Source organism: Streptomyces sp. TLI_146, from assembly GCF_002846415.1.
Classification (GTDB): Bacteria; Actinomycetota; Actinomycetes; order Streptomycetales; family Streptomycetaceae; genus Streptomyces.
This window is the reverse complement of record NZ_PJMX01000001.1, coordinates 8,582,319-8,597,945: the sequence shown is the minus strand read 5'-3', so window position 1 is coordinate 8,597,945 and position 15,627 is coordinate 8,582,319. Positions and strand designations below refer to the sequence as shown.

Genomic DNA, 15,627 nt, shown 5'->3' with positions numbered 1-15,627 from the left:
CGCCGAACACATCCCCTGTCACCGGAACGCCCGGCGGTACAGGAACACCCAGGAACCCCAGAGCACCGGGCGGCACAGGACCAGGCGGCAGTGCTGCCGACCCCGGCGGGAGCAGCGGGGCCTCCCGGCGCGGGACAGCCGTAGCCGACGGACCCGGCCGGTCCTGCGCACCGCGCGGCAAGACCCCCCGGGCCAAGCGGCGCATCCCTTCGCCCACAGAACCGGAGAGACCATCCGGACGGACCGGGCGGGCCCGTCGAGGCGGCATGGAGGGCCGAGAGGGCACCGGGACGGTGTATCCGCCGACTGCCTCAGCGGCAAGGGCCAGCGGGGGCAGCGGCTTTCCGGTCCAGGACACGGCCTTGTCCGCGGTCGTTCCCGAAATCCGGGCCACCGACTCGTGCGGCCCGGGCTGGTCCGGCGCAGGAGCCCCGCACTCCAGATCCGAGCCGGCCGGCAAGCTGGGGGGCAGTCCCCCGCCCGAAGCACACCGCAAAGCCGCCGGGTCCAGCAGCGGATCCCGCAACCTTACGTTCTCCAAGGGCGCCGGGCCCGAGTACACCAGCCGATAGGAGAGACGTTTCTGCGATGCGGAGCGCTCAAGCGTCAACACCGAGGCACGGGCGTCGTAACCAGCCGGGGCAGCCGCGTAAGCCGACCGGTAACCCTCCCACGTGGGCACACCCGTGGCAGTGACCCGACTGACATGCCGACCCGCCGCCGCGCGGACCACGGCTCGGCACACCATCGTTCCCAGCGGAGCCAGCGCCCCCCGGGGGCACCGCGCCACGCCCCCCACCGCTTGCGCGTCGACCACCTTGACGTCCCGGAGGCCCCACTCCGCGAAATTACGCAAGCGATAGGTCCGGATCAACTCCTGCCCCACTCGCACCCGGACCCCCACCACGGAAACACTGTTCGTCGAAACCGCCATGCGCAGCGCGTCGCCATCACCACCCCCCAGGGGCGCCGCTCCGAGCAGGCAGACTCCCGCACTGGCCAAGACCACAGGTCTCACCAGGCCGGACAATCCATAGCAGGCACTCATATCGGCATTATCGAATCAATAGGAACAAGCCCCGTGTATGCCGCGCGGAGTACCAAAAAGCCACACCCGCTGTTCGAAACCGAGTCCGCCCCACCCGAAGCATCCACACCTTGGTGACGGAGCCGTCGAAAAGTCTTGTGCGGCGCCGCGGCCTGGTCTCCAACGCGCGACCACAGAATCTCGGGCGCGCGGTGAAGTACGCGGCTCACCCGCACCGCACCTCCCGCCGCGCGGGAGATCAACAGCCTCAGTCGCGCCGCCGGAACAACCCCTCTGTGAAACTCCCTTTGCGGACCCGCCGCAGGGTCAGCGGTGGCGGGCTCCAGCTCCTCACGGCAGAGGCACAGCGCATGCCGCCATGCGGCTCACGGAGCCCGAACTCGTGGAAATCCTGCTGCGCCACGCGGTCGACGGGCCCGCCGCAGCGCACGCAACGCGGAACGGGACGCTGGAGCGCGACACGCACTCACCACGCGACGCGCGGCCCGACCCTTCACACCCTGCGGAGCAAGGACGGAACCTGCACGGCTCGCACCACATGCGGGACCCACAGCGCGCCACCACCGCACGAGAGCCCGCTCCTCAACATGGCTTTCTCTAGAGGTAGTTGGCCGGTGTGATGGGCTCGATGCGGGCCGGTGCCGCGTACTGCCGGAGTGCGAGGTCGCGCTCGCGGCCGGGCAGCCCGGCCGGCAAGGCTGTGGGCCGCCGCCGGGGGGGTGGTATCTCCGGCGGCGGCCGTGGTGCGGGGACGGCCGGTTCCCCTTCCGCGGCGTCCTCGCACCGAACGTCCTCACCGGCATCCGGGGGGACGGGAGTTCACCGGCTCGAACAGCTGGGAGGACGGGGACGGAGCGGCACTGTCGGTGATACGGCTCCGGCCGTCACTCACCCCGGGGCCAAGAGGGCCACTCGGCCGCCGCTGGCAGTGGCGCTGGGCGACAATGCCGCAGGACCAACTGGCCCCACTGAATCGCAGCGCTGCCGTCTCGCAGTCGGATCACGATGCCAGTCGCATCGAGCAGGAGGCCTCCGGCCGCGACGGTACCCGCCTCCGACAACCGACGGACGACCGGCCGGAGATCGGCTCAGACGACGATGACCCGGCGCCCGCGCGTGTGACCGGCCTGGCTGTCGATGTGTGCCGCCGCGGCCTCGGCGAGCGTGTACGACTTCTCGACCGGGATATGGAGCTTTCCCCGCGCGATGAGGGCGGCGGCCTCGGCGAGGGCCTGCGGCACGTTCCCGGTCACGCCGGAGTACCGGGCACCGAGCTCCGGCGCGCCGAGATCGGCGATGGAGATCACCTTCTGCGGATCCCCAGTCAGCTCGATGAGTTCGCGGATCACGCCCGACCCGGCCAGATCGAGCGCCGCGTCAACCTGGCCGAGCTGCCGCACCGTCTCGACCCAGCCTTCGCCGTACGTCGCCGCGAGGGCACCCAGGCTCCGCAGATAGTCCTGGTTCGCGGCCCCGGCCGTGCCGATCACCGTGATCCCGCGGTCGCGGGCGATCTGTAGCACCGCCGAACCGACTCCCCCGGACGCGCCGCTGACCAGCAGCGTCTGCCCGGACCGCACACCGACCTGGCGGAGGATGCGCAGCGCGGTCTCCACCACGGAGGGGTACCCGGCAGCCTCTTCGAACGTCAGCCCCTCCGGTATCCGGGCCCAGGCCGACAGCACGGCAACCTCGGCATAGGTACTTGAGCCGCGCCCGAACACGTGGTCACCCACCTCGACCCCGTCGACACCCGCGCCGACCTCGTCGACCACCCCGGCGGCATCCTGCCCGATACCGGCGGGCAACTCGATCGGGCGGACCTTCTGGAACTGGCCTTCCCGGATCCTCCAGTCGACGGGGTTCACACCCGCCGCCCGCACGGCGACGCGGATCTGACCGGGACCCGCATGGGGCTCCTCGGTGTCGACGAGGTGGAGAACGTCGGGACCGCCGAACTCGGCGAAGTTCACTCTCTTCATGTCGGCGACCGTAACACTAACGGTTATGTGTTTGAAACCGTTACACCTTTGGATTTGGTAGTGTCAGCGGCATGACCGTGCCGACGACCGGACGCCGTGAACGCAAGAAGGCCGCGACCCGCCAGAAGATCGCCGACACCGCCCTTCGGCTCTTCCTGGAACGCGGGTACGACGCGGTGGGCATCCGTGACGTGGCCGCCGAGGCCGACGTGGCCGTCACCACGCTCTTCTCCCACTTCGCCTCGAAAGAGGCCCTGGTCTTCGAGCAGGACGACAACTTCGAACAACGCCTCACCCAGGCGGTCACCGAGCGCGCGCCGCACGAGCCACTCATCCCCGCACTGCGCCGCGAGATCCAGGCCATGGTCCGGCACTGCACCGGGGACGGCACCGCCCCGATCTACCGCATGATCGAGGAGTCACGCGCGCTGCGGGAGTACGAGGAGTCGATGCGGCTGCGCCACGCGGAGTCGCTGGCCACGGCCATCGCCGCCGATCCCGGCGTGGCACAGAGCGCAACGGCCTGCCGGACGATCGCGCGGTTCGTGATCGACGCCTATTCGCTTGCCCGTGAGGCGGACGAACCGCAGGCCGCCGTGGACGAGATCTTCCAGATGATCGAGGCGGCCTGGAAAGTCACCTGACCTACCACTCCGCGAGCATCGCCCCGAAGTCGGACCCACCCTGGCGGCAGACTCAAAGGCGTCAGGATCTCGTGCAGAGCAACTACTTCGGCGGGGCCGGCACACGGTACCCGGCCAGCTGCCCGGGGACCCTCAGCCGAGGACCGCTCACCTTTACCGAGAGCGTGACTTCCGCAAGAGCCAGGTGGACCGAGAACTCCTGTCCTCCGTCTTCGTGGCCCGGAAGCATTCGGGGCAACGTCCTCGGAATCGGCCACCCCTCCCCGCGCCACGGGTGCTTGGTGCAATTCGGTGGCGCCCAGATCGGGTCGGTCTCCGCGTAGCGGGGCCGACCTGGGGTATGCCTTCGCAGTCGTGGTCGGCGCCGGGGTGGTTGTCGTGGTGAGTCCCGGCTCGGGGTTGCACGGCCGGAGCAGCCGTGCGGCTGGTCTCATGGACGAGGGCGTCATGGCCATCGGCGTTCGATCTACGGGCCTCCCGGGGGCCTGGCACAGAGCCCCGGGACCGTACGTGCACCCCTGCCGGACGGGCGGCGGGCAGGGTGAGGGGGCGCCGGATGCCGGGGGACCGCATCAGTGCGACGCTGGGAGACCCCGGATACTGGGAGACGACGCCGTGGCCGAGAAGAAGAAGACGACACATCCGCGCAAGAAGAACGCGAAGGTTGACCAGTCAGCCAAAGCACCGGCCGAGCGACCTGAAACGACCCACGCCGAGGCGCGTATCACCGCGATGGATCCCGCTGGCCATACACACATGGGCCCCCACACCCGCTGAGGACCTGAACAGACCCCCTCAGCGGCCCCGGCCTCCCCTACCGCCCCGGCCCTTCACCAGCGGCGTGCCGGCTTCCTGTCGGTATATGCGGCCAAGAACTCGCCGCCGGCCGGGAACCTCAGTGGTTCCTCCACTGCGGCTACGGCGTAAGTCCGGTGGAGGCCAAACTCGGCACGTTCCTCGACAACACCCGCCGACGCGCCGACAAGTGAGTAGACAGCTGCGGCCACGCGGCGGTGAGGGAGCCCACACACCGATACGGGCTGTGACCCCCGGCCCGCCCGGCCCCGCCTCGCCGGTCCGGCTGTACGACCCTGACATGCCGGGGCCCGGTGGACACAGTCCGCACACCCGGACAGACAACACTGGTGGCCTCCTTGCCCGCGGAACTGGCAAGGGGCCCGGCCCTACCGGGCAGGGCCTCCGCACCCCGTTGCGACGGCCCTGTCCCGGCTCAGCGCAGCCGGGTCGCGGCGTACGCCTCGATGGCGTCCCGCTGGCGGGCGGCCAGGCCCGGCGCGAGCGACTCGTACACCGCGCGCCAGTGTTCGCTTGCCACGCAGCAACGCCCCGATCGCGCGGTGCTCCTGAGCGGTGGCGCCCGGCTCTGAGCCAGCGTCCGGTACCGGGTGTCGATCTCGGCCTGCACCGCATCGGCGTCAGCGGGCAGGCCTGCGGCCGACAGTTCCGCCAGCCGGATCCCAGGCGGCGCGCATGCCCCTGCCAGTCGCTCCGGCGTGCGACAGGCAAGGGCCGCTGCTTCGTGCTTCCGGATCGCTCCAGCGGGTGTGGTCCGCGAGAGCCGAGGCGGTCGCGGGCAGTGTCGCCGCGCTGTTTCTCCGTGGCGTTGATGGAGGTCGCGCCGCCGATACGCCGGTCCTGACCCAGGCAAGGGCGCGTGACCGGACACGGCGACCACTTCACGCCACAAACGAACTCCACTGCGTCATCTCGGCAGTTGAGGGGGATACGTCTCGCCGAACGACAGGCGGAATATGTCGCTCCGCTCCAGCAATCGGATGCGGCACGCACTGTCACACGAAAGGACACTCATGACCCACTTCTCGCGTACGACCAGGCGGACTCTGGCCCTGGCGAGCGTCGCCCTCCTGTCCGCAGGGCTCGGCACGGCAGCGACGACCGAAGCCAGCGCCGCCGCACAGTCGGAGATCGTCATCATCGACGGCTACACCCAGACCGTGAGGGAATCGGCGGGGACCCCCGTCACTTGTCCCACCAACCAGGTCCTGCTCGGCCGGGCGCACTCCGGTGACGAGAACGGCAACACCACGTACTACTGCGGCTTCATCCTCATCGACAACGAGATGGTGACAGTGAGCGCGCCCATCTGGAGCGCATCCCAGCGGGAGAGCAACTCGCACTTCGCGGCGCCCGGCGACCAGGTCCTGGTCGGCCGGCAGCACACGGGTGACGAGAACGGCCAGACGCGGTACGCGACCGCCTCGATGTCCGTAGGGGGACGACCGGTCGAACTGACCTCGTACCGCTGGACCCCGGGCCAGAGGGAGAGCAGCAGCTACTCCAAGGCGGGCCCCCAAGAGGTGATGGTCGGCCGGCAACACTCCGGCGACGAGAACGGCCAGACTTCGTACCAGTACGCCAAGATCGCCGACTGACGGACCTGCCGTTGTCCACGCCGTAAAGCAGTCACTTTCGTAGCCGGTGCGCGTCCGAGCGGGACGCAGCCCGCGCATTGCGCCCCGATCCCCGCCCGGCCGCACCGGCCACGCTCCTCCCCGCCGCAGCCGTCACGACCGCATGGCCATACAGGGTCCCGCCTGGCCTTTTGCCTACTTATTCGAACGCACGCTCCGATATAGCCATGGCAACGCCCCCCTTCCCCCGTGATCTCGCGACAGCCCAGGTGGCGTGGTACGACGCCTACCGACAGCTGACCGATCCCGCGCCGGGCGGGACAGCAGCCGCCCGCCGCAGGCTCCTGATCGCCGCCCACCCGTACTGGGGCCCGGAGGGACCCTCCCCCGCGGCCCGGATGGCCCTGCGCGAGTGCGCACGACGGGAGCGGCGGTCATGACCCGAAACCGTCCGGCCGCAGATGCCTACGTGACGCGCGTACGCGACGGGTGGTCCAACTCGGGCATGGAGCGCACGGTGCCGGAGTCGGCGCTCGGATCAGATACCGCGTGTCCTTCGAGGGCGGGTTCGCTCTCGAAGGTCTTGAAAAAGACTGACTGCCCGAAGCCTGAGTATCTGTCACGACCGCTGCGGGCCAAGGGCATTCCTTACGATCCGGCGCTGACCGCTGGACCGACCCGTCAGGCGCCGCTCGCGACGACGCCCCTCCACGCAGAACCCGCACCCACCTTCATCCCCCACAGGCTATCGGGGCGGGCACCACGGAGCGTTGACGGCCCTGGTGGCCGACGGCTCGGAAACTTTTACGTGGTGCTACGGATTGCCGGGTTCCGTCTTGGCGCCCGATGCTCTGTGGAGTTCGACAACGACTGCCCCCGACATCCTCGGAGCGGTCCGGACAGTCGTCGAGGAGGAGTCTCCATGGTGTCCCGAGCCGTGTGCCTGCGCGGGATCGCCGCCGGGTCCGCGAGTGTTGCACTGCTGGTCGCAGTGGGGTCGACAGAAAGCGCGACTCCCCCTCCGAGGGCGCGGCAGCAGTGGTCGGCGCAGCCCGCCAGGCAGTCGGCAGGGACCACCGTCCCGTCAACGCCTGCGCGGCGGCAACCGACGGTGACACCCGGAACGTACGCACCAAAGACAGCGCCACCGAGGACACGGAGCGCGTCGGCAGTCGTTCCCTCCCGTTCCGACTGTCATCTCCGCTGGTCAGGCACTTGTGAAGGGCATCCACCGAACACCCGGCCCGGGAAATCGTGGGAGGCGCTGCTCAAGAGCAGCGCGTCCGGGACGGGCGCGGCGCGGGCCCCGGTGAGGGGGCTTCCCCCCGGGGCCCGCGCGGCAACCGGCAGCCGCGCGGATCTGGCCGGGTTCTACAGACGGGATACGGCTCTGCGGAGCACTCCACAGACCAGTTAGCCATAAATTCGTTAGCGTAACAGTTACATCACCGAAGAATCTTGGGTTGGATTTTTCTTCTGACCTAGGATTTCCTGCCATGAGACTGGCGGGCACCGTACGAGACTGAGGAGCAGCGCGATGGGCACCAGACGGCAGAGGCGTGAGCCGGCACTGGACCAGCCGACCAAGGGGCGGCACAGCAGGACCATGAGCAAGGGGCGCATCACGGCCATCTGCGTGGCCGGGGCCCTCGCGACGACCACGGTCGTGTGGGTGCAGAACCACGAGGACGCCGCGCAGGCCACGCCGGCCGGTTCGACCCCCGCCACCCTGGCGCTGGTCAACGGCAAGCTTTCCTACACGCCTGACGGCCTGGGCAACCGCATCCCCGACTTTTCCGGAGCCGGCTACAAGGGCGGGGGCGGCGCCGCGCCGCAGGCTCCTGTCGTGGAACGCCTGTCGGAGGGCAAGGGCGGCAACGACACCAGCCGTATCCAGGCCGCCATCGACCGGGCCGCACAGCTGAAGCCCGCGGCCGACGGTATGCGGGGCGCGGTCCTGCTCGGGGCGGGGAAGTTCCGTGTCTCCGCCTCGCTCAAGCTGCCCAGCGGCGTGGTCCTGCGCGGCTCGGGCACCGACACCGTGCTGGTGGCCCAGGGGGTCCCCGGGTCGCTGGTCACCATCGGCGGTGACGGCGCCTACACTCGGACCGGCAAGCGGGCGACGATCACCACCCCTTACGTCCCGGTCGGCGCCACCAAGATCACTCTTGATGACGCCTCCTCCTTCAAGGTGGGCGAGCAGCTCGTCGTGCAGCGTCCGACCACCCAGGAGTGGATCCACGCGATCGGCATGGACAAGATTCCCGGAGGGGAGGCCTGGACGCCGAACTCGGGAATCCTGGCGGCACGCACGGTGGTCGCCGTCTCGGGCAACTCCGTCACGCTGGACGCCCCAATCACCACCGCGATCGACCAGAAGTACGGCGGCGGCACCGCCTGGCACTACACCCTCGCGGGCCGGGTCAGCAACGCCGGTGTGGAGAACCTGGCCGCGGACGCGACCGCCTTCACCCACGACCCGAACTACGGGCGCCCCGAAGACGGCAAGAACAAGGATGCCGGCGCCTTCGCCTCCCGCCTGGTGACCATCGGCGCCGCGCGGGACGTGTGGGTCAAGGACGTGCGGCTCACGCACTTCGGCTCCGGTTTCTACGTCAACGACAACGCCAGCCGCGTCACCATCGAGCGGGCCAGCGACCTCGACATGGACGTTCCCGACGGCCTGGCGCCGCCGCCCGCGTTCATGATCGGCGGGCAGCAGGTCCTGGTCCGTGACACCACCGTCACCGGTGACCGTGTCCATGCCTGGACCACGCAGGCGTTCGCCGCCGGCCCCAACGTCTTCACCCGCTCGGCCGCCACCTCCCTCACCCCCGGCGGCCAGGTCGATGCCGGCCCGCACATGCGCTGGGGCTCGGGCACCCTCTACGACCAGCTGACCATCAAGAGCTCCGACGGCGCGTTCATCGCCGCCAACGCCTGGGACGGCGGCACCGGCCACGGCTGGCAGGGCGCCAACAACGTCTTCTGGAACACCAAGGCCGCCACATACACGATCCTGGCCCCGCCCACCGCGAACAACTGGGCCTTCGGCATCACCGGCAAGCAGGTACCCGGCAAGCACGACGACGAACTCCCCACCAAGCCGGCCCCGGGCACCATCGTCAGCCCCGGCAAGCCCATGACACCCGCCAGCCTCTACGAGCAGCAGACCGCGGAACGCAACTGACTCCGCCCCCGCCCCCCGTGCGCCCCCGCACGGGGGGCGGGGCCGCCCAGCTCCACAACCGCAACACCCTCAACGCGGCGCCCGGCCGCGACACCCCAGGAGAGAAACCCTCCCGTGCCTGCACCACGGCCCACCTCACCGGCTCTGATCGGACGCGAAGCCCAGTTGGAGGCCCTGACCCAAGCGGCGGCCCAACCCCCCTGCGTCCTCGTCATCACCGGCGAATCAGGCATCGGCAAAACCCGCATGGTCCACGAGATCCTGCGGACACCGGCGTTGGAGGGTCTCCCACACTTGACCGGACACTGCACCGAAACCGCGGAGGCGTCGGCTCTGGCCCCGGTCATCGACGCACTCAGCTGTCTCCCGGCCACCGCGCTGAGGGAAGTGCCCCCTCGTATCGCCGGGGTCCTGGCTCCTCTTCTGCCCACGCTGGCCGGCCTCCTGCCGGCGCCCCTGCCGGTTCTCCAGGACGCCCGGGCCGAACGCCACCGCCGGCTCCGCGCCGCCCACGCCCTGCTGGCCTCGACCGGTCCGGCGGTCCTGATCCTGGAAGACATCCATTGGGCAGACGCGAGCACCCGCGAATTCCTGAGGATGCTCACCACTGCCCTGCCCGCCCACTTGACGGTCATCCTGACCGACCGGGACGACACCCCTGCTGCCGCCGCATACCCCTCGGCGGGCTCATGGCTGTCCGGAACACACGCCCACGAAATCCGGCTGACCCCGCTGACAGCAGCCGAGACGGGAGAGCTGGCCGCCCAGCTGATGGGCACGGACCACACCTCGGAGCAGTTCACCGAGCACCTTCACCAGCGCACTGCCGGCATCCCCTTCGCGATCGAAGAAGTCATCAGACTCATCGGCGACGGCGGTGGGGCTCTCCCCACCGACGGCACCGCCATCGACCAGGTCGGCCTGCCGGCCCCCGTACGGCGTGTCTTCCTGGAACGGCTCTCCCTCCTCTCCGAGCAGGCCCGCGACATCATCGCCGCCGCGGCCGTCGCGGCACGGCCCGTCACCGTCGACCTCCTGGCCGACATCGCCGACCTGCCCCGGGCCGACACCCGCCGAGCCGTCATCATGGCGCTCGATCACGGCGTCCTCTTCCCCGGCCCGGCCGGCACACTCGCCTTCCGCCACTCACTGGCCCGCCAGGCTGCCTACGAGACATTCTGCGAATTCGAGCGCCGCCCTCTGCACCTGCGCGCCGCCAAAGCCGTCCTCGCCCACATCTCACCCCCGCCCCTCACCGAGATCGCCCACCACTACCAGCAGGCAGGCCGCACCAAGGAGTACCTGCGCTACACCGAAGCCGCCGGCGACCGCGCCACCGCGCACGGAGACCCCAGCACGGCCACCTGTCACTACCTCACCGCACTCAACGACCACCCCGGCGCCAATGCCCGTATCCGCCTGGGCATCAAACTCGGTATCGCCGCGCAGTCGGCCATGCCCCACGACGGCGTCATTCCGGCGTTGCAGCGCATCCTCGCCGAGGACAGTCCGCCGCAGAGCGCGGCCGGTGAACTGCGCCTGTACCTGGGCACCCTGATGCGCAACCAGGCCGGACTCGGTCTCGCCGGCCTGAACGAGATCTCCCGCGCCGCCACGGAGCTCGCCGACACCGCACCCGAACTCGCCGCCCGCGCCATGTCCGCCATCGCCATCCCCTCCCTCAAGGGATGGCCCCTGAAGCAGCACCTGGCCTGGCTGGACCGCGCCGAAGCCCTCATTCCACGCATCGCCGATCCCGTCCAGCGGACCGCGATCGCCGCCAACAAGGCCAGCGTCCTCATGTTCGCCGGCGAGCCTGACGCCTGGAGCGCGGCAGCGGACCTGCCCCAGACCCCTTCCTCCCCCGCCGAAGAGGTCCAACTCGCCCGCGCCCGCGTCAACCTCGCCCACGCCACCACCGCGCTCGGCCACCCCGTAGCCGCACAGGAATACCTCGCCCAGGCGAACGCCATACTGGAAAACAACGGAATACCCTACCTCGAAGCGCTCGCCGAGACCGCACACCTCCTCCTGGCATGGACCACCGGCCACTGGCGAGACCTGGGCGAACGGGCCCACCGTGCCACCGTGCTCTTCGGCGACATCCGCGATCTCGCCGCGGAATCCCACCTCGTCCGCGGTTTGGTCGCCCTCCACAGCCAAGGAGACACCGCAGCCGCACGCGCCGACCTCGTACACGCGGCCCGCACTACCCAGCTCGACACGGGCATCGTCCTGCCCGCCTCCGCGGCCGCCCTGGCACGCATCCACCTCGCCGCCGGGCGCTCCGCCCACGCCCAGACCGAGACGCTGTCCGCCCTCGACCACATCCGCCGCACCGGCGGCTGGATCTGGGCCACCGACCTCGCCCCCGCCGCCGTCGAAGCGCTCAACCGCACCGGCCGGCACGAGCAGGCCGACCAGCTCGTCGAAGAGTTCGCCCACGGCATCGACGGGCATCACGCTCCCGCCGCGAGCGCCTCCCTCCTGGCCTGCCGCGCCCACCTGGCCGAAGCGCATCAGCGCCACGACGAAGCCGCAACCCTTTTCGCCCGGGCCGCACTCGCCTGGACACAGGTGGGCAGGCCGCTCGAAACGGGACACGCCCTGCAGGGCGCTGCCCTCTGCGCCCTGGTGTGTGACCGCCGACGCGCCGAGGAGTACATTCCCAGAGCCCTGGACACCTATCGCAGCATCGGGGCCAAGTGGGACCTCGGCAACTGCCATCGCCTGTTGCGCCGCCACGGCATCACCCGAGACGGCAAGCGCGGCCCCATCGGGCACGGGGACACGCTCACCCCCCGCGAGCACCAGGTCGCTCTGCTCGCCGCGCAAGGACTCACCAACCGTGCCATCGCGGAGGATCTCCACGTCTCCTCCCGAACCGTCGAACAGCACGTCGCCAAAGCCATACGCAAGCTCGGTGTGAGCAACCGCACCCAGTTGGCCGCGGCCCTGACGGTCGCGGCGGCCGACGGCATGGCGTGACCCCGGCGGTGACGGCGGACGGCAGCCAGCCGCACATCCACAGCCGCCTGCCGGACCGGCGCGGGGCACAGGAACGGCGGCGGAGCCGGGCGCCGCCGTAGGGGTGTCTCCAGCGGCGCCCGAACACCGACGGCGACTCCTATGGGGGAAGGAGGTACACCGGCCCCTCGGCCGACCGGAGCGGGAGACCAAAGGCGCGGGGTGCAGCCGCCGTCGGAGTGGAAAGAGCATCCGCCGTGGAACCGAAACACGGCAATCCGTAAGCCCCCCTATGAGTTTCCGCTGCCCCGCTCCAGGGTCGGCGAGTACCGAAGGCGTGGTTCTCCTATTCGTGAGCGGCGCCCGGTGGGTGGATCAGATCAGACGAGGTGGTGTCCAGCCAGCCTCTGCGAGTTGCTTGCATGCCGGCCTGGAAGCGGGTCGCCGCGTCGAGAGACGCCATCAGTGCCTGGACGCGGCGAATCACGGTCCTCTCCCCCAGGCCCAGAGCACGTGCGATGGCACGGTCCTTGAGGCCCGCCGCCATCAGCCGAAGGATTTCCCGGTCACGTGCCTCAAGAGCGCCCGCACGGCGGGTCGCGGTGACGCTGCGGCCAAGCGGTGTGGCCCTGTCCCACAGTGACTCGAAGGCGATCAGCACGGCGTCCAGTACCGGGGACGAGCCGACGAGGAGGCGGACCGTGGCGTCCCTGCTGGCGAAGCTGAGCGGAACCAGGGCATACCGCCGATCGACAAGAAGCATCTTCAGGTGTGCCCACGGCAGACTGCGGGCCTGCTCACCGGCGGCGATGTACTGCTCCAGCACCGCGGCGCTCCCCGGCGCGGTGAGCCCCGGGGCATGGTAGATCGCCCGATAACGTACGCCGCGCGCCAGGGCCTGCAACTCGTTGCTGTTGCGGATGGGGCCCTGCAGGTAGGGAGGACTGTCGATGACGCAGACCTCGCGCCTGGCGCCCAGTTCCAGCTCCGCGATCTTTCGCAGCACGGCATCCTGGCCCGTGATGGTTTCGATCAGACCGCCAGGGCCGCACGAGGCAGCTCGCGCCCGCACCGCGAGTTCCCAGCTCTGCGCCCGTAACCGGTCCAGGGCTTCTGCGCGGCGTCGTAACAAGGGGGCCAGAGCGACATCGGGCGGCGCGGCCACGTAGCACTCCGGCGGACCCGTGAACCTGTGGCAGAGTCCGGCGTCCATCAGGCGCCGCAGGCAGGCCCGCACACGCCCGGGCGTCAGTTGCACGGCGTGGGCGATGCCATCGCTCACGGAGTGCGGGCGGCTCAGCAAGTCCAGGTAGACGGTGCTGTCGTCGGCCGACAAACCCACCGGCTCCAGAAGGTGCGACATGGCAGGCGAGGATAGTGGCGCCCATGGGACGCGGCATCCGGGTCTCCTACCTAATTGTTGTGTGGCTGCCCGGGTGGAGATCACAGTGCCCGGCACGGAGGGAGCCATCCGTGCCGGGCACTCGCACAAGGGGCTCAGAACCCCTGATAGACGGTCCAGCTGAAAGATGTCGTTCCTGTGGCACCGCCGGTGTCAGTGGCCTTCACGGTCACGCTGTAGGTACCGATCTTGCTGGGTGTTCCCGTGATGGTGCCGCCGCCGCTGATGCTCAGCCCGGGCGGCAGGCTGGTGGCTGTGAAGGTGAGGGGCAGCCCCTTGCTGTCCGTGGCCTTGACGGTCAGCGGGAGGATCTCGAAGCCCGTGAACCCGATCTGGTTGCCCGGGTTGGTGACCGTTACGGTGCCGCCCTGTCCACCACCGTTGATGGTCCAGGTGAAGGACGTTGAACCGGTGGCGCCGGTGGTGTCCTTGGCGGTGAGGGTGGGCCTGAAGGTTCCGGCCGTGGACGGCGTGCCGGTGACGGTGCCGGTGGCGGAGTCGATCGAGAGCCCCGCGGGCAGGCCGGTGGCCGACCAGGTGTACGGGGCGCTTCCGCCGGAGGCCGAGTTCTTCAGGGAGACCGGGGTGCCCACCGTGCCGGTCTGGTCGCCGGGGTTGGCGACCGACACGCCGGAGGGAGGCGTGGTGCCGCCGGGGGTGAAGGCGCTCACACCGTTCGGCGTGCCCAGGCCTGTGGGCCCGTCCCAGCCGCTGCGGGCGTTGCAGATCTGGGTGCCGCAACTGCCGTTGCTGCCGGAGGTCACGTCGTACAGCGCGCTGGTGTGCGCATAGGGGTAGGAGACGGGATTGTCCTGGGCGCCCGGGGTCCCGGCGAGCGCGTACATGGCGGTGATCAGCGGGGTGGACAGGCTCGTGCCCCCGTACTTCAGCCAGCCCGACTGTCCGTAGGTGTCGTAGATCGCCAGCCCGGTCTGCGGGTCGGCGACCGCGGAGACGTCGGAGTTGGCCTTCTTCGAACACCCGGTACCCACGCCCTTCTGCCAGGCGGGCTGGACCCCGTAGGCGGAACAGCCCGAACCGGCACCGCTCCAGACCGTCTCACCCCACCCGCGGCCACTGGAGTTCCGGCTCAGCGAGGTACCGCCGACGGCGAGAGCGTACGAGGAGGAGGCAGGATACTGGGTGCCACCGCCGTAACCGCTGTCACCGGTGGCGAAGGCGAACAGCACACCGGGGACATTGAAGTGCGCGTCGTCCGAGGTCTGCCCGGAACTCTCGGAGGTGGTCCAGGAGTTGGAGACGAACTTCGCGCCGAGACGGGCAGCGGTGTCGTCGGCCGCGTACAAGTTGGCATCGTTGTTGTCGTCGGCTTCGACCAGCAGGATGTTGCACGCCGGGCAGGCAGCGGAGACGGCGTCCAAGTCAAGGGCTATCTCCACACCCCACCCCGTGTCCCCTCGGGGATATGAGGTGCCGCCTCGCTGGTTGACCTTCTTGAAGCAGCCGTTCGCCGTGGTGCAGGCGGGTAGGCCGTAGTTGCTGCGGTAGGTCGCCAGGTCCTTCTCGGCGTTCGGGTTGTCGAAGGCGTCGACGATCGCCACGGTGACGCCGCTGCCGCCCGAGGGCAGGCTGTAGGCCGACTTGATGTCGGCGGGCCCGTATCCCGACGGAGCGGCTGTCCCGCCGGGTGGGGAGTTGAAGCCTATGGCCAGGCAGTTGGCGTGGTGGGGGCGAAGGTCGTTGCAGGCCCGCTTCGCCTGTTCACCCGGAGCGTTCGTCTGGGCCAGCACTTGGCCCGCCGGCAGTACGGCGAGGCCGGTACTCAACAGGGCGGCCAGTAACAGCCCGGCACGGGCCGGTAATGCGGAAAGGAACTTGTGCCTCATGGCGTCCTCTCAGTGAGGGGGGAAACACATGAGCGCCATCGGGAGGGACGCCCGACGGCACTCAGGGCTGCCGAGGACCATAGAAGCGCGATAGGGCATACGTCATGAGCATGACGTGCCACTGGCAGGTACCGGTCATCGTCGCCGCAGGCGG

At 69.8% G+C, this 15,627-nt stretch carries 10 protein-coding genes; 6 read left to right on the top strand and 4 right to left on the bottom strand.

The genetic code is table 11. The features are described 5' to 3' along the window. Positions 1–2,136 precede the first annotated feature (2,136 nt). Positions 2,137–3,030: an NADP-dependent oxidoreductase gene (locus BX283_RS38260; RefSeq protein ID WP_101391951.1), complete on the bottom strand. Its 894-nt coding sequence runs from the start codon at positions 3,028–3,030 to the stop codon at positions 2,137–2,139. Positions 3,031–3,101: 71 nt separating this feature from the next. Here BX283_RS38260 and BX283_RS38255 point away from each other — a divergent pair, with 71 nt between their 5' ends. Both BX283_RS38255 and BX283_RS40940 read left to right on the top strand, forming a co-directional pair. Beyond that, the gene (locus BX283_RS38255; RefSeq protein WP_101391950.1) at positions 3,102–3,674 is read left to right on the top strand and encodes a TetR/AcrR family transcriptional regulator; all 573 of its coding nucleotides are present in this window, start codon (positions 3,102–3,104) and stop codon (positions 3,672–3,674) included. Between the two features lie 615 nt (positions 3,675–4,289). After that, positions 4,290–4,451, top strand: coding sequence for a hypothetical protein (locus tag BX283_RS40940; protein ID WP_180357398.1), 162 nt, complete (start codon positions 4,290–4,292; stop codon positions 4,449–4,451). A gap of 454 nt (positions 4,452–4,905) precedes the next feature. Here the strand turns inward: BX283_RS40940 and BX283_RS42515 are convergent, their stop codons facing one another. Further along, positions 4,906–5,361, bottom strand: a complete 456-nt coding sequence (locus BX283_RS42515) for a TipAS antibiotic-recognition domain-containing protein (protein ID WP_373979667.1) — start codon at positions 5,359–5,361, stop codon at positions 4,906–4,908. A gap of 142 nt (positions 5,362–5,503) precedes the next feature. On the opposite strand from BX283_RS42515, the gene BX283_RS38245 reads away from it, so the two are divergent. From BX283_RS38245 to BX283_RS38230, 4 genes are all read left to right on the top strand, one after another. Continuing rightward, positions 5,504–6,088, top strand: a complete 585-nt coding sequence (locus tag BX283_RS38245) for a hypothetical protein (RefSeq protein WP_101391949.1) — start codon at positions 5,504–5,506, stop codon at positions 6,086–6,088. A gap of 206 nt (positions 6,089–6,294) precedes the next feature. Continuing rightward, entirely contained in the window at positions 6,295–6,507 is a 213-nt protein-coding gene (locus BX283_RS38240; protein ID WP_101391948.1) for a hypothetical protein, read from the top strand. 1,097 nt (positions 6,508–7,604) lie between these two features. Beyond that, a complete protein-coding gene (locus BX283_RS38235) occupies positions 7,605–9,257 on the top strand; it encodes a glycosyl hydrolase family 28-related protein (protein WP_101391947.1) in 1,653 nt (550 codons plus the stop codon). A gap of 114 nt (positions 9,258–9,371) precedes the next feature. Continuing rightward, on the top strand, positions 9,372–12,245 hold the full coding sequence (locus tag BX283_RS38230) for an AAA family ATPase (RefSeq protein ID WP_101391946.1): 2,874 nt from the start codon (positions 9,372–9,374) through the stop codon (positions 12,243–12,245). A gap of 325 nt (positions 12,246–12,570) precedes the next feature. Here the strand turns inward: BX283_RS38230 and BX283_RS38225 are convergent, their stop codons facing one another. Further along, complete coding sequence (locus BX283_RS38225) at positions 12,571–13,587, bottom strand: helix-turn-helix domain-containing protein (RefSeq protein WP_101391945.1); 1,017 nt, start codon at positions 13,585–13,587, stop codon at positions 12,571–12,573. A gap of 134 nt (positions 13,588–13,721) precedes the next feature. Beyond that, positions 13,722–15,473: a putative Ig domain-containing protein gene (locus BX283_RS38220; RefSeq protein WP_180357397.1), complete on the bottom strand. Its 1,752-nt coding sequence runs from the start codon at positions 15,471–15,473 to the stop codon at positions 13,722–13,724. Positions 15,474–15,627: the final 154 nt, after the last annotated feature.

Bases quoted from the DNA above. Each gene is read 5' to 3' on its own strand.
- BX283_RS38220 (WP_180357397.1), bottom strand. From the start codon at position 15,473: ATGAGGCACAAGTTCCTTTCCGCATTACCGGCCCGTGCCGGGCTGTTA.
- BX283_RS38225 (WP_101391945.1), bottom strand. From the start codon at position 13,587: ATGTCGCACCTTCTGGAGCCGGTGGGTTTGTCGGCCGACGACAGCACC.
- BX283_RS38240 (WP_101391948.1), top strand. From the start codon at position 6,295: ATGGCAACGCCCCCCTTCCCCCGTGATCTCGCGACAGCCCAGGTGGCG.
- BX283_RS38255 (WP_101391950.1), top strand. From the start codon at position 3,102: ATGACCGTGCCGACGACCGGACGCCGTGAACGCAAGAAGGCCGCGACC.
- BX283_RS38260 (WP_101391951.1), bottom strand. From the start codon at position 3,030: ATGAAGAGAGTGAACTTCGCCGAGTTCGGCGGTCCCGACGTTCTCCAC.
- BX283_RS38245 (WP_101391949.1), top strand. From the start codon at position 5,504: ATGACCCACTTCTCGCGTACGACCAGGCGGACTCTGGCCCTGGCGAGC.
- BX283_RS38235 (WP_101391947.1), top strand. From the start codon at position 7,605: ATGGGCACCAGACGGCAGAGGCGTGAGCCGGCACTGGACCAGCCGACC.